This is a genomic window from Streptococcus sp. 27098_8_51 (assembly GCF_041432205.1).
In the GTDB taxonomy this organism is placed as follows: Bacteria; Bacillota; Bacilli; order Lactobacillales; family Streptococcaceae; genus Streptococcus.
The window spans coordinates 1-20,706 of sequence record NZ_JAPVZE010000004.1 but is presented as its reverse complement, the minus strand read 5'-3'; the positions used below and the strand labels follow the sequence as shown (position 1 = coordinate 20,706).

Sequence of the window (20,706 nt, the reverse complement as noted above, 5' to 3'; positions counted from 1 at the left end):
TTAAATCCGTCCTTTACTCTCCCAACTCAGCACTATAGGCGATAATCTGGTCAACTGTGTCTGACAAAAATTGGATGGTATCACGGAGTGGTTTGTCTGTTGAGATATCCGCTCCGATGATCATGGCTGACTCAAGCGGTGTCTTACTACCACCTGATTTGAGGAGGTTGAGCCAGTCTTCAGCTCCAGTTTCAGAGTTTTTCAGATGGAGATAGCCAGCAGTCGAGATGACAAGTCCAGCTGAGTAGGTGTAGCTATACAAGCCCATGTAATAGTGAGCTTGGCGCATCCAAGTGAGTGCCGCATCGTCGTCAATCTCAATGGCATCTCCCCAGAAATCTGTCAAGATTTCCTTCATAATACTGTTGAGTTTGCTTGCTCCAAAGGTTTCTCCTTCTTCAATCAATGTATAAACCTTGCGTTGGAAGGCTGCTTCCAAGAGGTGGGTGATGAAATTATGGAAGTAGGTGTCTGTCAAGCGGTGGGCAAGAGCAAAACGTTTTTGACGCGGATCGTCAGACTGGTGTTCCAAGTAATCACTGAGAAGCAATTCATTGAAGGTTGATGGGGCCTCAACATAGTAGGTTGACATGTGGGCGTTGAAGTAACTTTGGTGATTATCTGAAAAGATGAATTGACCAGAATGACCAATTTCATGAATCAAGGTATAGACATCGCTCAAACGGCCTGTCCAGCTCATGAGGACATAAGGGTGCACGCGATACGGATCCGCCGCATACCCACCAGAATCCTTGCCACTATTAGCAGCAAAGTCCACCCAGCGTTCTTCTTGATAGCGCGCAACTTCCTGACAATATTCTTGTCCCAAAGGTTCTACTGACTTCATGACCAAATCATAGGCGTCGTCAATAGTCACTTCAGGATTGAGGGCACTGTCCAAGTCCAATTTCCAGTCAGCAAAGGTCATCTTTTCAAGACCATTGACCTTGGCAACATGCTTGAGGTATCTCTGAGCGACTGGCGCAAAGTCCTTCATGATGAGGTCAATCTGGCGATCAAACATAGCACGGTCCACTTCTTGCTCAGCTAGGAGATAATCAAAGACGGAGTCATAGCCCTTCATATCTGCCAATAGTTTTTCAGACTTAACCTGAGCTAGATAGGCTGCTGCAGCTGTATTCTGGTGCTTACGAAGTCCTTCTGAGAAAGAACGGAAGGATTTTTCACGCACCTCTGCGTCCTCGTGGTTTTGGTAGAAATTTTCATAGGTCACAAAGCTGTTTTTGTAGGTTTTGCCATGGGCTTCAAAGTCAGCCATTTCAAAATCCCCAGCTCGCATCTTGGTGTAAATGTCCTGTGGACTGTAGAAAACTTCACCGAGATTGGTCAAAGCCTTCTCCACATCGGCACCTAGATAGTGGGCTTTTTTGATTTTGGCCTGACGAATGGCTGCCGTCAAGTGAGGTAATTCACCCAAACGGTCCAAGACCTCCTCGTCTGCTGCCACCAAGGCGTCGTCAAAGAAAGTCAAGGCTACACTGGCATCTGTTTCAAATTCCATCCCAGCTTGGGCAATGTTGGCAAAATCTTCATTGCTATAGTCTGTCGTCTGAGGCATAAAGGCATAATTACCAATATGGCTCATCTGGATATAGATTTGCTCCAATTCCGCAAAGGCCTTTTCAAAATCTTCAAAAGTATGAAGATTGCCCTTGTAGTCACGGCTAAATTGGTTGATGTCTTCGCGAGCTTTCTCGATTGCACGCAAGAAATCCTCACGGTCTTGGTATAGGGCTGTTAAATCCCAAAGTTCCTTTTCGGGAAATTCTGAACGGTGTTTTTGTTCCATTTTCTTCCTCTTATTTCTCTAATTCTAATAAAACACTAAGGGCTGATAAAGCATAAAGTGGTGCTGTTTCTGCTCTTAGAATGCGAGGCCCAAGTCCTGCAAGGACAGCTCCTTTGGCTTCAAAACTTTCGATTTCTGCAGGCGAGAGACCACCTTCTGGGCCAAAGATAAAGAGCAATTTAGCTCCTTTTTCAAGACCAGTGACTGCTTGTAAAAGAGCAGCGGCTTCTCCCTCTTTTGCTGATTCTTCATAAGCCACCACAATTGAGTCAAACTGGTCAAACTGAGCTAGAAAATCTGCTTTTTTCTCAAAAAGCTGGATACTTGGGATCAGATTCCGCTTGCTTTGCTCGGCTGCTCCAAGGGCGATTTTTTCTAGTTTCTCAACCTTTTTGCCCAATTTCTTACCATCCCACTTGGCAACGGACCAGTCGGCAGGGAAGGCCCAGATTTGACTGGCTCCGAGCTCGGTTACTTTCTGAGTAATAAACTCCAGCTTGTCTCCCTTGGGAAAGCCAGATGCGATGGTCACTTGGATTGGCAGTTCCACGTTTTCAGCTAATTCTTGGACCAACTCAAACTGACGATTTTCCACATCCAACACGCGCGCCAAGCGCTTGATGCCATCATCAAAGACCAAGGTCACCTCATCATCTTCTTTCAGCCGCATGACCTGAAACATATGCTTGCTGGTTTCCTTGTCCTCAATAGTGACAGGAGAGATTGCACTGCCTTTGACAAAATACTGCTGCATGCTAGCCTCCAATCACACCTGAAATATCCTTGGTTTTCTTAAAGACACAGGCATTCCATTCCCCTTGAATCATGTGGGTTTCAAGGAAAAATCCAGCTGACTCAGCCGACTCGCGCACCATGTCCCACTTGTCCTTGATAATGCCACTCATGATCAGGTAGCCTTCGTCCTTGACCAAACGATAAGCATCCTCTGTCAGATGGATGAGAATATCCGCCAAGATATTGGCCACAATGACATCTGCCTCAATCTCAACTCCCTTAAGCAAATCTCCTGCCGCTACATGGATGTTTTCCATACCAGGGTTGAGCTCAATATTTTCCTGAGCAACACGAACCGCCACATCATCCAGGTCATAGGCGAAGATTTCTTTGGCACCAAGAAGCGAGCTAGCAATAGAAAGGACACCTGATCCAGTCCCCACATCTAGCACCGTTTCGCCACCACGAAGAACCTGCTCCAAGGCAAAGAGGCTCATCTTGGTCGTTGGATGAGTACCCGTACCAAAGGCCATACCAGGATCCAGCTTGATAATCTTTTCTCCCGCAGTCGCCTCATAGTCCGTCCAAGACGGCACTATGGTCAAGTCATGAGTAATGCGAGCTGGTTCATAATATTTCTTCCAGTTGTCTGCCCAGTCTTCCTCAGCCAAGTCAGTCGTGCCCATCTTGACATCTCCTAGATCCATAAAGTCTGTCAATTCTGCCAGACGAGCCTGCAAGTCCGCCTCAACCACAGCTACATCAACCGTATCAGGATAGTAGGCGGTCACTACGATTTCTTCTTGTTGCTCAACCTCTGGGAAAATCTCACCGAAGCGATCCACATTCCCCACATAGTCCATACTGTCTTCGATCGCAACACCTTGCGCCCCCAGCTCAATCAAGAGATTGGAGACCAGCTCCTCTCCCTCACGCTTCACTGTAACTTTTAACTCTTGCCATGTTTCCATAATTAAGATACCAAGCCCGTAAAACACAAAGCCAAAATGAGAAACTCTCTGAAGACGCTTGTGCCTAAGAGAAGTTTATCTTTTTGGAACAGTGTATAGGGCGGGTTCAGTTTAGAAATGTAACCGAACCGTCCTTTCTATTTGTCAATCAATTTTTTCATGTAAACCATATCCATGCCTTCTTTTTCAGGCTCGATATGGGTTTGACGGTAGCCATTTTTCTCATAAAAGGCAACCATGCCCGCATCCTGTAATACCGTACACAAATCCCATTGTTTAATCGTTGGAAATTCTTTTTCCAGCAATCTCAGTCCCTCAGAACCATAACCTTTTCCTTGATACTGGGGTAAAATCGCTGCTGTTCCCAACCAAGCCTTTGTCAACTCTTCATTGGTCTGAACTCGTAAAAATCCAATATTTTCTTCCTTTTCTTTCACAAAGTAGTAATAGCTATTGGGACGCTCAACCAACTTCCACTTGATTCGTTCACGATCCTCAAGATAAGGATCATACTCATCTTGATATTTTTCATAGACAGCCTTAAAGCTAGCTCTTTGAATGGCAATAATAGTTTCTAAATTTTCCGCTCCTGCTCGTTCAATCTGAATCATACTAATACCTCCAAATACACATTCTCTCAACTAGCACTTCTATGCTCTTCCACACGCTGTTTTACTGACCCTTAAATTCTTCAATCACATCTGTATAGTGTTCTTTCATTGCACTATGAATCTGCTGTTTAAAAATACCAAACATAAGATAATAAACAAATAGAACAATTCCTGCTAACAGTATCAATAATAAAAAATATACTGAAAGAGGCAGCACGAGACCTCTATCACTCAGTAAGGGTATAACAAGCATTAATACCCAAATAACAGCCGTAGAAATCCCAGCTACTTTCATACCACTATCTCTCTGCTTCTTTAACTTTAAATATTCCATATAGATAAATGTAGCTTCTTCTCTAGAATATTGTCCAGTTTTTAGTTTGCGTTTAACTTCCTTATTTAACGTCGTTGTTGCAATTGCAAAAATCATTTTATTTCCTCCAAATAATCCCTCACTCTATCCTGCAACTGGGGCACGACCTTATCTGAGCCAAGAAACTCCTCAGTACTCATCAGTTTGTAGCCCTGTCCTTCATCTCCAAATACGATACTGTCAAACTGGTCCTGTGTCAACTGACCAACTAGAAAGACGGATTCCTTCCCCTCAAAAATCATACTGGGATAGACCTTGCTCCAAAGTAGACAATCTTCGGTCAGATTAATTCCCAGTTCTTCATAAACTTCACGCGCCACGCACTCAAAAGGACTTTCATCACCTTCTCGTCCTCCACCTGGCAATTCCCAGGTATTAGGATATGGAATGTTTGATTTATCATCACGTAAGATAGTTAAGAGCTTATCACCACAAAAGAGGGCAATTTTGCAACCTGTAAAATCAGAAATTTCTATTTCCATATCAGACTCCTAATATCTCGGATAAGGATAAAACTCTCCCTCTTCCAAGCCGACTTTTCCCTCTTCAAAGACTTCTTGGTTCCATTCCATGACGAATTCTTCTGCTTCTGGGTCTTCCAAAAAGTCCATGAGCGCATCCAGCCCAACCTCGGCAGTATCTTTGAGGAAAAGTGCAAAATAAGCTAAAAATTCACGAGAAAATCCTTTTTTAGGCAGGTAAGGGATGACCGTCAAATAGTCTTCTGCAGTAACCGTTGACTTGGCAGGATTGTAGAAAAGAACCGCTTCCTCAAAGAGGATATCGTCTGACGAAACTTCTCCGTCCTCATCCAGCATCTCTACACCAGCAGCGTTTTGCGCTTCTAGTAAAAAACTCACTTCTACCGCGTGATTGCGCTTGTCCCAACTAATCTCAAAGTCAAAGGGAAAGTTCTTGTCCAACTCCTCCTCTAAAACATCTAAAAATCCGTATGTTGCCATTTTGTCCTCTTTCTATGCGACTCTTAAATCGCCCCGATTGCTCGGAAATATGCTAAAATAGATACTACCATCTTACCACATATACATCAGAAAATCCATGTTAGAAAGGACTGCTATGCCAGACAATCTCGCGCTTCGCATGCGCCCAAAAACCATCAACCAGGTCATCGGCCAGGAGCATCTGGTCGGACCTGGAAAAATTATCCGTCGCATGGTGGAAGCCAATCGTCTGTCCTCCATGATTCTCTACGGACCTCCAGGTATTGGCAAGACCAGTATTGCCTCTGCCATCGCTGGAACGACCAAGTATGCCTTTCGGACCTTTAATGCGACAGTGGATAGTAAAAAGCGACTACAAGAAATCGCCGAAGAAGCTAAATTTTCAGGTGGTCTCGTCCTATTATTAGACGAAATTCATCGACTTGACAAAACCAAGCAAGATTTTCTACTTCCCCTCTTGGAAAGTGGTCTGGTCATCATGATTGGCGCTACGACTGAAAATCCTTTCTTTTCTGTCACTCCAGCCATTCGTAGCCGTGTTCAGATTTTTGAATTGGAACCCTTGTCCAATCAAGATATTAAACAAGCCCTGCAAATTGCCATCAGCGACCCTGAAAGGGGATTTGACTTCCCAGTTGAGCTAGATGAGGATGCGCTGGATTTCATCTCAACCTCTACAAATGGAGACCTGCGTTCTGCTTTTAATTCGCTAGATTTGGCTGTTCTCTCTACTCCCGAAAATGACAAGGGCATCCGCCACATCACGCTGGATATCATGGAAAACAGCCTCCAACGAAGCTATATTACTATGGACAAGGATGGGGACGGTCACTATGATGTCCTCTCAGCCCTACAAAAATCCATCCGTGGCTCGGATGTCGATGCCAGTCTCCACTATGCTGCCCGCTTGATTGAAGCTGGGGATCTTCCTAGTCTCGCTCGTCGCTTGACTGTTATCGCTTATGAAGATATCGGCTTGGCCAATCCTGAAGCCCAGATCCATACTGTAACTGCTCTAGACGCTGCCCAAAAAATTGGGTTCCCAGAAGCTCGCATCCTCATTGCAAATGTGGTGATTGATTTGGCCCTCTCTCCAAAATCCAACTCAGCCTACGTCGCGATGGACAAGGCTCTTGCTGATCTCATAACATCAGGGCATTTGCCTATCCCTCGACACTTGCGTGATGGCCACTACAGTGGAAGCAAGGAACTTGGGAATGCGCAAAACTATCTCTATCCACACAACTATCCTGGAAACTGGGTCAAGCAAGACTATCTGCCAGAAAAAATCAAAGACCAGCACTACTTCACTCCGGAAGATACTGGCAAATACGAACGTGCCTTAGCTCAACGCAAGGAAACCATTGATAAATTACGGGACTTGTGAAATCCTTTTCAAATAATTGCATTTTCCTCTTGATTTTTTTTGAAAAAGTGGTATCATATAAACATAGAAACGCTGTGGTGTACGACTTCACACTTAAGTGTTGACCGACTATTTTTTGTATTATTAGGGAAACAAAAGTCTTCTAACAGCATGTAGGCCGTCTCACACGGAAACAGCTTCAGTTAGAGCGAGTTGCCCACCTGCTTAATTGCGCGGGTTCAATACAAACCGTGAAGTTTCGGCACCAATACAGCTTTTTCTTTGCCTCCTTAGCTCAGTTGGTAGAGCAGTAGACTCTTAATCTATGGGTCGCAGGTTCGAGCCCTGCAGGGGGCATCTAAATCAACAGGAAAAAGCCTTGATTTATAAGGCTTTTTTGCTTGTCTATAACTGATTTGCCCCATCATTTGCCCCACATTTTTTTATGAGCAATCTTTCCAAACATCTCTAATTTGATTAAATTCTTCAAAAATTTTCTCCTCTAAAGTGTGTCCATATACTTCTACTAACATTGAAATATCTCTATGCCCTAGAATTTTTGCAATAACTCCAAGGTCAAAACCTTTGTGCCAGAGGTAGCTTCCATAGGTATGACGTGCTCCTTTTGTCGTGATAATTGGATAAATATCTAATTCATTTAAAAGAACACTCAAAGCTTTATTGACACTTGCAATATCTGGTACCAAGTGAATATAGCCATAATGCTGAAAAATCATTTTATACCTATTCTTGATTCCTAGCTCTTTATTAGCTTTCTCTTGTTCAATTTTTAGGACTTGTAATATCTTAATACATTCTTCGTCTATCGGTACCATCCGAATAGACGTTTTGTTTTTTGGAGGGACAAATTTATGAGAAAGGGTATTAAACCTCCTATATGTTTTTAGCAGTCCTCTGTCAAAGTCAACTTCATTCCAAGTTAACGCTATTAACTCTCCGAACCTCATGCCTGTTTTTAGTAGAAAATAGACGATATAAGGAACAATTGAACGTTGGTAATCAAATTTTCTCTTTACTGCTAAAAGTAAATCCAGATAGTCCTTTTCTGTATGTAAATATTTCTCTTCTATCATCTGTTGTTCTTTGGATGAAAATAACTCGACATGTTGTGTAAAATCATCTATTAGAACTTTGTCTGCAATTGCCATTTGGATGCACTGATGAATCCCAGTATTCAATCTGCCAAGAAAATTTCTACCAACTGTTTGCCCATACTTATTCATAATTCTTTGGTATTCACTCGCACGAATTTGAGTGACTTTTTTATTTCCAAATAATCTTTCAATTGTGTTTTTACGGAGAAGATATTTTTTCTTTGTCTCTTCCGACCTACTACTCGGTATAATTTTTAGTTCAAGCCATTCTTGATATAGATCGACAAGAGAAATATCTCTAGAAATTCTTTTTCCTAAACGAAGTTCTTGCAGAATCGGTTCAGCTTCTGACTCTGCAAGTTTTTTTGTTTTAAAACCGCTATTATGAACAACAGTTTTTCCTTCATTACGAATTTCATAGGTCCATAAATTACTATCTCCTCGCTTTCGGTAACGAACACTTGCCATATTACGCCACCTCTGTTCCTAAAATCTCATTTACAACACTTTTTGGAACAACCATCAAACGTTTGCGATTATAAAATGTATAGCCTCGTGATACAAGTAATTCTCTTGCCTGATGAATGATATCATTCGCTGTATGAGGGCGATAGCCCATTTCAATTAATTCTTTGTTACTAATTAAATTATTATCCATAGTTATCCTCCTTATTGATTTTCTAAATTCAGAAACTCACCTACAAGTAATTGTAATTCTGTATTTAATTTAGGGAGATTCTGTATTAATACTTCTTTTAATTCTTCCGCAAATTGGTTTGTTTCTTCTCTCAATAGTTTGCGGACTCTTGTTTTTTTCTTTTTGATGCTGTCTGATTTTAAATTTGGAAAAGCCAATGATAACAGTTCAGGATTGTTGAGAAAGATAATTGTAAATGCTCTTTGCTCCACTCGAATATGTTCTAGCTTATAAAATCCGAAATTATCAAGTCGATTCATAATATCTTGGACCATCTCCTCACCAATCGCTTTGGTTCTAAGTTGGAACTCCAGTCTCCACCAAAACGGATTTACAGCAAAATCTAGCTTCTCTTCGCGCTTATGAGCAATGATTTCTTTATTCTTATCATATAACCTAACTTGTACATTACTACCGCTAGAACCCCAATATTTCGTCTCTAATTCACCCCCTCGACCATAGAAGACCTTATGGGTAACACCACCTTTAATATGTTGCAAATTAACGATTTCAGGATTGTTGAAAATGTCAAATGCCAAATCAAAACGAGACAAACGTACTGTCAATGAATTCAATCTAGCAAAGTACATTAATTGCCTCCATACTTTCATTCCATCAAATTCTTTTAAAGTATTAGGATTGAAATCAATTCGAATCAATTGTTCACCTCCATAAGTGGATAATTGAAAAAATATAATATTGATAGAATCATACTCATTAAAAACTTTAGCTAAAGTAAAGACATCATCTCGAACATTATCATATATTTCAAATGAATCAACTCTTGTACTTATTGCCTGTTTCAGATTTTTGAAAATCCGTCTTAGGGAATCAGTATCTGTATCCCAGATAACCGTTAGTCTATCAATACTGACATCTAACCTCTGTACTAATTCTCCTATTTCACATCGTTCTTGAATGCTTCTTAAATCTTGTATAGAAACCAACAAAATTGTCCCCCTTTCTTTTAGATTTTTTAGGACTCAGAAACACCGTCAAATCAACGTTTGCTCGTTCCGTCGTTCTTTGGGCGTTGCCCTAAGTGTACCTTTTTGCTGGCTGTTAGAATAGCCAGCTTTTGCTTGGCTAGAAATTGTCTGGACGGCAGTCTGCAGGACTTCGCCTGACTTCCCGTCAGGCTCGTCCCTTGTCCTTGTCCACACAATTTCTAGCTCCAAGGCTTCGAATAGTCATAAGTCATAGTCTCGTCCTCAACTTCCTCCCCACTCACCAATCCTAAACTTACGAGCTATTTTTGTATTATTTATAACTTATTTATAAGTTATAAATATATTTTATAAAAAATATTTTAATTAGTCAACTAAAAACTTGATTTGTAAGTTTATAGGTGATAAAATAAGTTAAAAATAAAAATAGGAGTTTCCCATGACCTTTATTATTCAAAATTTTGGACCCAATTTGGCACGACTACGCATAGAAAAAGGAGTAAGCCAAACTCAACTAGCTGAAGATTTAGGAATCGGTAAACAGTCCATCTCTGATTACGAAAAACAAAAAAGCTATCCTACCTTTGCAAATTTGGATAAGATAGCAGAATATTTTAATGCAACTCCAACCCAACTCTTTGGAACGAGTAAAGAGATTGAGTTAGAAAAGAGTGTTCTTGAATCTAATGAATACTCTGATAAAGTAAGTGAAATCTTAAAAGCTGTCAAATATATCGAGCATTTCCTACATACTGATGGACAGTACTTAGAGGATTTACTTTACCTAACAAGAGGCAACCAACTATACACAGAAGATGGAAAAGAGTTGTATATCGACCCAACTTCTCAGAAAAGAACACTTCATACCCAATATGAACCTGGTTTTATTGAAGCAAGAGAAAAATCTCCACTAGAACTCTTAATTGAAAATAAGGAGCTATTAGATTAAATAAAAAAAGCGAGTTTTAGGCTCGCTTTTCTATTGTATAATCTTATTCTTCAGTTCTTCCAGTTACTTGAAGCAGGTTCACTGTTTCAATATTGTTGAAGACAAAATTAATTGAATTATCCTCTCCAATCTCAATACGATCTATAAAAGACACTAAAGATAGTTGATTTAATTCATCACTTTCAGAATTAGGAACTATCTCAGAAACGAAAATTTATCCCCTTGATAACCAGATTTATTAATTTTTTAAAATATGCTTACTTTTTAAATACCATTTTAACTTCAGCACCATTACCTTGATCATCATAATTATTTAGTAACAATTGTCCCTTGTTATTTTCAAGTATTTTCATAACAATTGAAAGCCCTAATCCATGTATATTATTATCATACATTTTCGTTGATACATATTTTTCTCTTAGATCATAAAGAATATCATTATTAAATCCATCACCTTGATCCCTGACCACAATAGTATAATCATCTATATCATCATAAAAACCGATAAATATCGTAGAACCCACTGAAGAGTTCTCAATTGCATTATTTACTAAATTTTGTATCGCAATAGCAATTGAATTTTTATCTAATTTAATGTTACTTTCATCAGACGAAAGAATTGACAAGCTAAAACCCTTAAGTTTACAAATACTAGTCACAATTTTTATCCAATCGTCTAAAACTTCTTTTGATACAACTTCCTTTGGAGCTTCCATCAAATCAGAAAATTCATTTAGTTTTTTTAAAAAAGATTCCAATCTCTCCACACCATTTAAAGCATCTTCTGCTCTTTCAAGAACATTTTCTTGATCTTCTTTTAATAATTCTATATTCCCCTTAATTAGAGTAATCGGAGTCCTCACATCATGAGTAATCGATTGAATCATTTCTTTTTGTGTCATCTGCATATTCCATTGTTTTTCTAATGATGCCTTTAAGCTCCTTGCCATACTATCTATAGAATCTAACACTCCTGAAATTTCTGTATAATCAGAATACTCTCTTTCAAATTCTAATTGTAATTTTTCAATATTTTCATTAGCCTTGGATATCTTTCTAATTTCACTCCTTAATTTCCTTGTCAAATTACTTATTAAATAAATAAACCCAATTAGCCATAAACAAAACATGCTTGTAAAATACACCAATTCAAAATTTCCAATTATTTTGTATACATTTGGATTGGTAGGTATAGCACTAATTTTATATTTTATGATCAAATCTTTATTACCATTTTTAAAAGCCTTAAATACATCTGAACCTATTATGTGTTCCTTTGAAGATTTTCCTTTTTGCAATGCCTCACTTATTTTTTGATTATAGCGTTCATCAATCGTATTTTCTATAATTTCTCCATTATCTCTTAATTGATATTCATAAAAAAATGGTATTTTATCAATTTCCCAATTCTCTTTTTGAAACTCATATTTTACTGTATCAGAATGCCTTTCAGCATAATTTGCAGGATATACTACCCCAGTGTTAATTAAGACGTTTAGAGGCATATAGGAAAATAAACTCATAAATAGTACAAAAAACAATTCTAAAATTGCAAATTTACTAATTAAATAGGTTAAACTTTTTTTAGTTCCCATTGATAACCTACTCCCCAAATAGTTTTAACTGGATCTATATGAAATCCAGCAAATTTTTCTCTTATTTTTTTTATTCTTTCTGTAATAGAAGTTGAACTATCACCTTCAGCATCATATCCATAAATTGTTGTATAAATCTTTTCTTTAGTAAAAACCTGGTTTCTATTTTTTAAAAGTAATTCGCATATTTTATATTCACTTTTGGTAAGAGTAATTTCATCTTTCTTGAAATATATTTTTTTAGACAATAAGTCACAAGAAATTGGATAATCAATTATTCTACTGTGCTTATCTCTATTTTCTCTTCTAATATGTGCTGCAACCCTCGCCCTTATTTCAGATACAGAAAATGGCTTTGTAACATAATCATCTGCACCTAAGGCAAATCCCTCTATCTTGTCCTTTTCAAAACTTTTAGCCGTCAACAAGATAATCGGTGCATCTATCAATTCTCTATATCGTGATAAAAACTCAAATCCATCTATTTTATCCATCATGACATCAAGAATAATCAAATTATATTTAACCAGCTGTTCAGGAACAATTTTTTCAGCTGAATCACAAAGGTCAACATTATATTCTTTTTTAAAAGTCAACTCTAAAAGTCGTAATAGATCTTTATCATCATCTATGATTAATAAGTTCATTCTACTCCTCCATTTTATTAATACCATCCCATCTATTATACCAAATATTAAATACGCCTATAAACAATACAGTAATGATTACTGATAATGCTAAAAACATCAAAATAACATGACTTGTAACTTCATGACTTGTATAAGCAAAAATAAGTTTTATCGGCCAAACAAAAGGTAATAAATACCAAATATTACCGCCTAATTCTGTGGTACCTAACAAAATACCTGATAATGTTAAAAAAATTCCGATTAGTATACTGCCAGAAAAACCTAATTTCAAACTTAAAAATTGATAAACAGGAATCATTGGCATCAGCATAATTGTACCAATCAAAAAGCATAAAACTGTACTTATATAATTAAACTCAACTTTTCCAAACCCGACTAATATCATTACCAAGATAGATATAAATTCAATTATAAATAGTAATATAGAGATATAAATAGATTTAGAAAAGAATATTTTTTTCCTACTAATCCCAGTCCTTAAATCATTTGCAAAATTCCCAGCTACCTTATCAACCTCATATATCATTGGTATATAAAAACACATTGAAAAATTTGCTAAAATTATATATGCGCAAAAGAACACTCCCATTTCTTTCCCTATTAATCCTTTTGAATTCATCGAATAAATACCATAAATCAAAGAAAATAGGATTGGGCATAAAAAAGTCATTAGTCTTACTGGTGTCCTTCTACTTCTAAGCCAGTATGACGATATCATATTATGCACTTCATTTACTCCTTTTGTTGTTAATTAAAAGACTTAATGTTAATACGACTACATAGACCGCAATACTTAAAAGCAATCCTAAGTATGTTGCATCCATATTCATTAGTTTAGAGCCAGTCTCAAGAAAAGTCCCATTTGGATGTACTCCAACAACTGGACTAAGCATTCGCAAGTTATATGACCATGGAAATAAAATCCAATTTTTTGTTACTGCAATCACAGCCGATGGGAATGTCAACACAAAATTCAACAATATAAGAACAGCTTTCTTTTTTGTAAGTCCATATATCAAAAAAGATAAAGCAACGATCGGTAAACTTCCAATAAAAAGACAAATAGTAGCTATAATTAATTGACTTAGCGATATTTTTTCACCTAGAAAAAATGTCGCAACAGTAAATATTAATATTGTTGATATTAGTAGAATAATAAATAATTCAGCTACAATAATAATATTTTTTGCCAATTCTATTTTTGTAAAACTTAGATTTTTGCTTTTTTGTAAAACAATATGCTCGCTCTTTTCTTTAACATTTATATTCACAACTAGTAAGCTCAAAACTATTGGGAGAATTAAAAGTGGATACCAATTAAAAGAAGTTGCCAATATGTAACTTTTTCCTTCTGGGCTTTCCCCCATCAAACTAATCATAGCTATATTAAATAAAACAAAAATTATAGGCACAATAATTCCTAACTTTAAGTTAGCAGATCTTTTTTCTTTCATTAACTCTGTTTTAATATAACTAATCATTATTTTTCACATCCTTTTTTATCATTTCTAAAAACAATTTTTCCAAATCCATCTCATCAGAATTATTAGCTTCATAAATGAGATGCCCATTATTAATAATCCCTATCTTATCTGCTATCTGTTGAATCTCACTCAGAATATGACTTGAAATAATGACTGTAATCCCTTTTTTAGAAAACTCTTTTATCAATTCTCTTAACTCTTGAATTCCCAAAGGATCTAGTCCATTAGTTGGTTCATCAAGTATCAATAATTCTGGATTATTTATTAGTGTCATTGCAATTCCAAGTCTTTGTTTCATCCCCAATGAAAAATTTCTTACCAATTTTTTATTTGTGTCTTCTAACCCAACTGTTTTTAACACATAATCAATTCTTCTTTTATCAATATTTAATAATACTGTTAAAACTTCTAAGTTTTCGTATGCTGTTAAATTTGGATAGATGGCAGGATGCTCTATGATAGCTCCAACTTTTTTTAAATCTTGTGTACACATGCTTTTTCCTTCAAAAAAAATATCCCCTGATGTACAATTCATAACTTTAGTAATTACTTTTAATAGCGTTGATTTCCCAGCACCATTCGGTCCTAATAGTCCATATATCTTTCCTTTCTCTACTTTAATTGATATATTTTCAAGTACCATTTGTTTTTTGATTTTCTTTGTTAAATTTCTTGTTTCAAGCATAATTTCCATATAATGTTCCTCCGTTTCTTATGTAATCAATTCTAATACTAAAAAATAACCAAATCATAATTACTCTATTTTTTTGTAAAACAAAAAGCATATATAAATTTTAAAAAGGAGTAAGCAACTCTTCTGTTCACTTACTCCCCCATACTTTTATCTAAAATCATCAAATGTGAGTCATTCGTTATTTTTGCCCCACTTTTGCCCCATTTTTAAATCCTGACATTGAAAACACCTAAAAGTATTTCTCTAAAATCAGCTATATTTCAACATTTTTATTTATTTTCAATATGAAAAGTTCTTACAAATCCATGTAGGGGGCATCTAAATACAACAGGAAAAAGCCTTGTAAATCAAGGCTTTTTTTGCTTGTCTATAACTGATTTACCCCATCATTTGTCCCACATTTTAAATCTATCTTTTCTTTTTGAATCAAATTACATCTTAACAAATAGTGTAAAGCCAGTTACTTTTGCTTTGATTCCATACAATATTTTCATGTAGAGAAGACAAATTTTATCTTCTCTTTTTATTTTCAAAATAATAAAAACTGATTTTCTTTTCATAAATCAGACTGAAACTTCCAAATTTTCCATTTTGTTTATTGACATTTCCTCTAAAAAGGTGTATAATATTTTTATTATCAAACTATACTATACTATATAGGGGGTATTGAAATGAAATTTTCTAATCGTTTACTGCTATTCCTTGCAGGAGTTGTTTTTGTCCTTTTAGGACTTTTCCTATTTACAAACCCAGTAGCTAATCTTGTTGCTTACAGCTGGTGGATTGCATTTGGTTTACTGGTTTCTTCTATAGCAGCTATTTTAGGCTATTTCTCTGTACCAAAAGAGCTTCGCTCACCAGCTCATCTTTTCCAAGGGATTGTTAATCTTCTCTTAGCTCTTTACCTCGTTGCCTATGGCTTTGTGACGCTGCCAGTTGTCATTCCAACTATTTTAGGAATTTGGTTAATTGTAGAAGCCATTATAGCTTTCTTTAAAGGCAATCGTCTGGGATTGATTTTCCCTATTATTGGCAACCATATCATGTGGATAGCGTTGCTTGCATTTTTACTAGGTCTAGTGATTTTGTTCAATCCAGTAGCTACAAGTGTCTTTGTCGTTTATGTCGTTGCCTTTGCATTTTTAATTGTTGGTTTCACCTATATCCTTGATGCCTTTCGTAAATAATCTAGCTGCCATTTTGGGCATATTAAAAAAGCTGGGAAGTTACATTCTCAGCTTTTTATTTGCCTTCTTAGATCAGTTGGTAGAGCAGTAGACTCTTAATCTATGGGTCGCAGGTTCGAGCCCTGCAGGGGGCACATCTAAATCAACAGAAATAAGCCTTGAAACCAAGGCTTTTTTTAACGTCTAATAGCTTTTTGTAGAAAAGTATTTAAAAATAAAAGAGAAGAGAATCTCTCACTCTCTTCTCAGTATATCTTATTAAATTTAGTTTTTCTTAATCTACCTGATTTTCCTTTGCAACGACAAATTCTTTAACCAGTCGATAGATAACAGCAAATACGGGGGTAAAGAATATCATTCCAAGTAGTCCGAAAAGATTCCCTCCGATACTAGCAGCCGCAAGCGTGAAAAGGGCTGGTAAGCCAATAGATTGACCCACAACTTTGGGATAGATAAGATTTCCCTCAATCAGTTGTATGATTTGATATAGAAGAAGAGAAAGTAAGGCTTGAGTAGGACTCACTGTGAAGATAAAAATCGCTCCCACAACACAAGCAATCATAGGCCCTACATAAGGAATGAACGATAGCACTCCTGCAAAGATACCTGTCATTACCCCATAAGGTAGGCCAAATAGGCTATAGCCAACCGCTATCATAACTCCTATTATAACCGCTTCAATCAGCTGACTCATCAAAAATTGGTCATAAGTCTCTAGTGCTACTTGTCCAACGTAAGTCAACTTTATCACCACCTTCTCTGGAAGTAAAACTTTTAGAAGTCGACTCGTCATCTCAGCCAAATGTTCCTTACTAGATAAAAATAAAAAGGTGAAGACTATAATCAAAAAGGCATTCATCAAACTTGAAAAAATATTGCCGATATTACTAGTCAGACCTGATAAAAAACCTATCAAAGCTTGGCTAATAGAACTAGATTGTCCCTGTATGCCTGATACGATAGTTGACAACATGTCTTTGGTTACAAATTCCGAGCTGCCTAGCAATTTCCCAAGTTGAGTAAGGACTGTTGAAAGGACTGTTCCCAGCTGACTAATAGTCTGGGCTAGGGTTGGCAGCACCAAAACCAAAAGAGCAATCACGATTAAGATAAGAGCTAGGAAAACAAGTACCATGGCAATCGGACGACGCAACTCTGCCTTTACCTTCAATTTAACTAAGTACTGTTCAATTTTTTTCATAGGAACATTAAGCACAAAAGCAATAACAGCACCATAAATCAAGGTTGATATTACATCAAAGAGAGAGATTGCTCCTGATATAAAGCTCGATGCATTCAGAATTACAAGAGCAACCAGCCCTATAAAAAGGATTAACGGAGTATATTTTTTAACTAAGTTCATAAATTCTCCTTAATAAACATGTTTAGATACGACTATACTATTTGGTTTTTCAAACTCTCGATCAAGGTAGGCTTGGTAAGTTCCTGGAGCGATAAATCCTTTGGGTGAGAGGATATCGGTGCCAGCCTGACCGACTATGGTATCAGCCAAGAGCACACAGTTTGTAGATAAGACAAAGTAGGATTTAAACTTAGATTTGATAAATTTATAAAGTTCCCCATCTGTCTCGTGTCTGATTTTATAAGCGTAGGTGTAGTCTTCCTTACCATCACCTGTCATGATTTTATCTGCACTTGGCTCCCATGGAATTGTCAGTTGTTTCAATTCAGCCAACTTTTTCTGAACTGCTTTTTCCATTTCAGGCGTCAAATATATCCCATAACCAAAAAGCGTTTTTTGACTCTCACGTTTACATAGGTCAATGTACTTGTCACGATCACAGAAATATAAGACACCATCTCCTACCATGCCAAATAAGGTCTCAGAAGACGGATCATAGTTGCCATAAGAAATAACACGGCCTTGATAGCAGATATCCACATGACCAATTGCCGAAAACAGAGAGGTCTCAGCTGTATGAACAAAAATTTCAAGCTCCGCTGTCTTACCAGACTTCACCATTCCAAGATGGATATCTTCTTCCTCATCAGCATTTTCCAGCATAAATTTGTTAATTTTTGCTAAAGTTCTTGCAGGGATGAGAGCGGCTAGGACAATAGGTAAGCTAATTCTAATGCGACGTTTGAGATGGTTTTTCCCAATTTCCTCCTCAAACAAGAAACCGTCACGGATATTGGACACACCATAAAGGAAAAAATAAGCCCCTAATACAAAGAGTTGAAAGACAGAATTTCCTGTAGAGGACAAAAGACTAGTCCCACCAAGAAAAACTAGTACGAGTCCATCTAGTAAGAGACGAAAACGAGGTCGAATTTTGTTTTTGCGGTAGAGAACATAGGTGACAAGGTTGATAGTAGCATGAAAAATCTGATAAACTCCAATCACAAGAGCCAAAATATAAATCGGCACATCCGTCGCAAAATTGGAGCCAAGCAAATATCCCAGCACTAACAATTTAACCAGTGCAACTCCCAAGGTGTCCGTTGACTGACTTTTTTTGAAAATACGTAATACTAAATCTAAGACCGTTGCTATCCAAGCTAAAAACAGAACCAGTCGAATAACCGTTACTGGCAACCAAGTCCCCGTAACCATCAAGATAAGACCTAGCAGAACAAATAAGAAACCCTGAGCAAGTAATTTCCTACCTGTCAGACCTAAAGATAGAATTTTTTCCATATAAAAACCTTTCAACAATAAAAATTAAACACTCCGATTAAACTGACTAGTAAATAGCCAACACTACAAACAGCCTGTGCCAGCAACATATGGTGACTAGAAATGACTGTAGTAATGTCACCATCTTGTCTTATGCACTTCTAAAAATTGTTTTATTGATTCGAAAACAAAGCTAATAAAAATTAACTAAACTTGAGAGATAAGTACAATTGAGACGAAAAAATGTATAACCAATTCAACTTGTTAAGGTAAGAAAGCATTATTTCCAATCTATTAATTATTCATCTATTACTTATTATGACACAATATTCCCTATAGTTCAACTTTTTACTTGTTTTTATATTACACGGACTAAAAAGTTTTCAACAGTTGATTGCATGTGTTTTAATAAGTTTTAACCTTTCTTGGTTAGATAAAAAAAGAACCATACAGTTTAGAATCTGTATGGTTTTTGCCCCACTTTTGTCCCATTTTTAAATCATGACATTGAAAATACCTAAAATCACTTATATTTCAATATTTTTAATTGCTCTCAATATGAAAGTCCTTTCCAAATCCCTGTAGGGGGCATCTAAATACAACAGGAAAAAGCCTTGATTTACAAGGCATTTTTGTGTAGTCTTAGCACTAAAAAACGATAGAAAAAACACCCCTTCTGAACTGCACCCCAAAAGTTAGACAGAAAAAACCTAACTTTTGTGGCGCAGTTCATTCGCGTCACATGAAGTTATTTAAGCATATCCTTTTCTCTCATTGCCATTTTCTGTTATAATAAACTATACTTCTAAAATAGAAAGGACTTAAGATGACAACTCTTATTAAACATAAACGTGTAGAATTTTCAGAACTTTTTATGACTTAGTTTTTGTTTTTGCAATTTCAAAAGTAACTACTTTAATTCACCATCTTCATAACGGTATTTTGACTTGGAATTCTTTCCTTGATTTTCTCATTGCTACTTTGATTCTCATCGATTCCTGGATGATTCAAACCGATTATACCAATCGCTATGGAAAGAACTCTTTATTTAACATGGTAATCATGTTTATCAAAATGGGACTTTTACTCTTTATATCCAATATGATTGGACCTGATTGGCAACAATATTTTCATTATCTCTGTTGGGCTATTGGTACATTAACCCTTACCTTATTTTTTCAATATTTGGTTGAATTTTTTAGAAAATCAACCGATGATGTTAATCGGGAAAGTATCAAAGGTTTTCTATGGATAACAGGTCTAGGAAGTTTAGGAGTCTATCTAGCAGCTCTTCTTCCTATTTACCTTAGAGTCTATATCTTATTTGCTAGTATTCTGCTAACATTTATTATGCCAAGTATCTTGCTTAATAAAGATAAGCATTACCAGGTAAATCTCCCCCATTTAATCGAGCGCATCTCCCTTCTTGTCATTATTATGTTTGGAGAGATGATTACGGAGCTAGCTAACTTCTTTACAATCGAGAATTTCTCGATTTATTCGGTTCTTTATTTCATTATTATGATTTCTCTGTTCTTGTTTTATTTTGGTCAATTCGACCATGCTATTGATGAAAAATCTAATCAAAAGTGGCTATTTCTAATTTACAGTCACTATCCTATTTTCATTGGACTTATGATGATGACTGTATCGATGGGATTTCTTCAGAATCCTGAAGCTAATCGTCTCTTTGCAACCAGCTTCTCTTATATCGGATTTGGCCTCTTTCAAGCTGCTGTCCTAGTAAATGGGCCCCATAACAAACACTATCTTCGCTATTCGAAAAGTTACTACTGTGTCCAAGCTACACTCTATCTGGCTGCCTTGATTCTCTCTTTAATCTTTGCTTCTAATCCTATAATAGTAGTAAGTATTACAACCATTTTAGCTCTAGCTATAGCTATTCATTCTATTTATTT

General features: G+C 36.7%; 21 protein-coding genes, 2 tRNA genes and 1 pseudogene. 6 read left to right on the top strand and 18 right to left on the bottom strand.

Going from position 1 to position 20,706, the window contains the following annotated elements; translation table 11 throughout:
• Positions 1–13: 13 nt before the first annotated feature.
• From pepF to O3622_RS04125, 7 genes are all read right to left on the bottom strand, one after another.
• A complete protein-coding gene (gene pepF, locus O3622_RS04155) occupies positions 14–1,810 on the bottom strand; it encodes an oligoendopeptidase F (protein WP_371607076.1) in 1,797 nt (598 codons plus the stop codon).
• A gap of 10 nt (positions 1,811–1,820) precedes the next feature.
• Positions 1,821–2,564, bottom strand: coding sequence for a 16S rRNA (uracil(1498)-N(3))-methyltransferase (locus O3622_RS04150; RefSeq protein WP_049520420.1), 744 nt, complete (start codon positions 2,562–2,564; stop codon positions 1,821–1,823).
• 1 nt (position 2,565) lies between these two features.
• Entirely contained in the window at positions 2,566–3,516 is a 951-nt protein-coding gene (gene prmA, locus O3622_RS04145) for a 50S ribosomal protein L11 methyltransferase (protein WP_049499961.1), read from the bottom strand.
• A 137-nt stretch (positions 3,517–3,653) separates the two neighbouring features.
• Positions 3,654–4,127 (bottom strand): GNAT family N-acetyltransferase, encoded by a 474-nt coding sequence (locus tag O3622_RS04140; protein ID WP_049499958.1) that lies wholly within the window; start codon positions 4,125–4,127, stop codon positions 3,654–3,656.
• Between the two features lie 61 nt (positions 4,128–4,188).
• Entirely contained in the window at positions 4,189–4,557 is a 369-nt protein-coding gene (locus tag O3622_RS04135; protein WP_049479772.1) for a hypothetical protein, read from the bottom strand.
• Positions 4,554–4,982, bottom strand: a complete 429-nt coding sequence (locus tag O3622_RS04130; protein ID WP_049479771.1) for an NUDIX hydrolase — start codon at positions 4,980–4,982, stop codon at positions 4,554–4,556. The genes O3622_RS04135 and O3622_RS04130 overlap by 4 nt, the downstream gene beginning before the upstream one ends.
• Positions 4,983–4,991: 9 nt before the next feature.
• Positions 4,992–5,462 (bottom strand): DUF3013 family protein, encoded by a 471-nt coding sequence (locus O3622_RS04125; RefSeq protein WP_049479770.1) that lies wholly within the window; start codon positions 5,460–5,462, stop codon positions 4,992–4,994.
• A gap of 115 nt (positions 5,463–5,577) precedes the next feature.
• On the opposite strand from O3622_RS04125, the gene O3622_RS04120 reads away from it, so the two are divergent.
• Complete coding sequence (locus tag O3622_RS04120; protein ID WP_049479769.1) at positions 5,578–6,849, top strand: replication-associated recombination protein A; 1,272 nt, start codon at positions 5,578–5,580, stop codon at positions 6,847–6,849.
• Between the two features lie 263 nt (positions 6,850–7,112).
• Positions 7,113–7,185, top strand: a tRNA-Lys gene (locus O3622_RS04115).
• 86 nt (positions 7,186–7,271) lie between these two features.
• Here the strand turns inward: O3622_RS04115 and O3622_RS04110 are convergent.
• The 4 genes from O3622_RS04110 to O3622_RS04095 are packed head-to-tail and all read right to left on the bottom strand — an operon-like array spanning position 7,272 to position 9,818.
• Complete coding sequence (locus O3622_RS04110) at positions 7,272–8,411, bottom strand: site-specific integrase (RefSeq protein ID WP_000179186.1); 1,140 nt, start codon at positions 8,409–8,411, stop codon at positions 7,272–7,274.
• Between the two features lies 1 nt (position 8,412).
• A complete protein-coding gene (locus O3622_RS04105) occupies positions 8,413–8,601 on the bottom strand; it encodes a DUF3173 domain-containing protein (RefSeq protein ID WP_000369785.1) in 189 nt (62 codons plus the stop codon).
• 11 nt (positions 8,602–8,612) lie between these two features.
• Positions 8,613–9,590, bottom strand: coding sequence for a replication initiation protein (locus O3622_RS04100; RefSeq protein ID WP_371607074.1), 978 nt, complete (start codon positions 9,588–9,590; stop codon positions 8,613–8,615).
• A gap of 45 nt (positions 9,591–9,635) precedes the next feature.
• A complete protein-coding gene (locus O3622_RS04095) occupies positions 9,636–9,818 on the bottom strand; it encodes a hypothetical protein (RefSeq protein ID WP_003009863.1) in 183 nt (60 codons plus the stop codon).
• 208 nt (positions 9,819–10,026) lie between these two features.
• Here O3622_RS04095 and O3622_RS04090 point away from each other — a divergent pair, with 208 nt between their 5' ends.
• Positions 10,027–10,536, top strand: a complete 510-nt coding sequence (locus tag O3622_RS04090) for a helix-turn-helix domain-containing protein (protein ID WP_371607073.1) — start codon at positions 10,027–10,029, stop codon at positions 10,534–10,536.
• A gap of 257 nt (positions 10,537–10,793) precedes the next feature.
• Here O3622_RS04090 and O3622_RS04085 read toward each other — a convergent pair whose 3' ends face one another.
• From O3622_RS04085 to O3622_RS04065, 5 genes are all read right to left on the bottom strand, one after another.
• Positions 10,794–12,131: a sensor histidine kinase gene (locus O3622_RS04085; RefSeq protein WP_371607072.1), complete on the bottom strand. Its 1,338-nt coding sequence runs from the start codon at positions 12,129–12,131 to the stop codon at positions 10,794–10,796.
• Entirely contained in the window at positions 12,110–12,778 is a 669-nt protein-coding gene (locus tag O3622_RS04080) for a response regulator transcription factor (RefSeq protein ID WP_371607070.1), read from the bottom strand. Before O3622_RS04080 ends, O3622_RS04085 begins: the two co-directional genes overlap by 22 nt.
• A gap of 1 nt (position 12,779) precedes the next feature.
• Complete coding sequence (locus O3622_RS04075) at positions 12,780–13,400, bottom strand: hypothetical protein (RefSeq protein WP_197538463.1); 621 nt, start codon at positions 13,398–13,400, stop codon at positions 12,780–12,782.
• Between the two features lie 109 nt (positions 13,401–13,509).
• Positions 13,510–14,262, bottom strand: a complete 753-nt coding sequence (locus tag O3622_RS04070; RefSeq protein ID WP_031576229.1) for an ABC transporter permease — start codon at positions 14,260–14,262, stop codon at positions 13,510–13,512.
• Entirely contained in the window at positions 14,255–14,959 is a 705-nt protein-coding gene (locus O3622_RS04065; RefSeq protein ID WP_031576228.1) for a lantibiotic protection ABC transporter ATP-binding subunit, read from the bottom strand. Before O3622_RS04065 ends, O3622_RS04070 begins: the two co-directional genes overlap by 8 nt.
• A gap of 671 nt (positions 14,960–15,630) precedes the next feature.
• Here O3622_RS04065 and O3622_RS04060 point away from each other — a divergent pair.
• Entirely contained in the window at positions 15,631–16,146 is a 516-nt protein-coding gene (locus O3622_RS04060) for a DUF308 domain-containing protein (RefSeq protein WP_000672739.1), read from the top strand.
• Between the two features lie 61 nt (positions 16,147–16,207).
• Positions 16,208–16,280: transfer RNA gene (locus O3622_RS04055), tRNA-Lys, on the top strand.
• 140 nt (positions 16,281–16,420) lie between these two features.
• Here the strand turns inward: O3622_RS04055 and O3622_RS04050 are convergent.
• Positions 16,421–17,509, bottom strand: coding sequence for an AI-2E family transporter (locus O3622_RS04050; RefSeq protein WP_371607069.1), 1,089 nt, complete (start codon positions 17,507–17,509; stop codon positions 16,421–16,423).
• Between the two features lie 9 nt (positions 17,510–17,518).
• A complete protein-coding gene (locus O3622_RS04045; protein WP_042768538.1) occupies positions 17,519–18,808 on the bottom strand; it encodes a membrane protein in 1,290 nt (429 codons plus the stop codon).
• Positions 18,809–19,613: 805 nt separating this feature from the next.
• Between O3622_RS04045 and O3622_RS04040 the strand changes: the two are divergent.
• Positions 19,614–20,706, top strand: a pseudogene (locus O3622_RS04040) (low temperature requirement protein A); the annotation flags it as partial.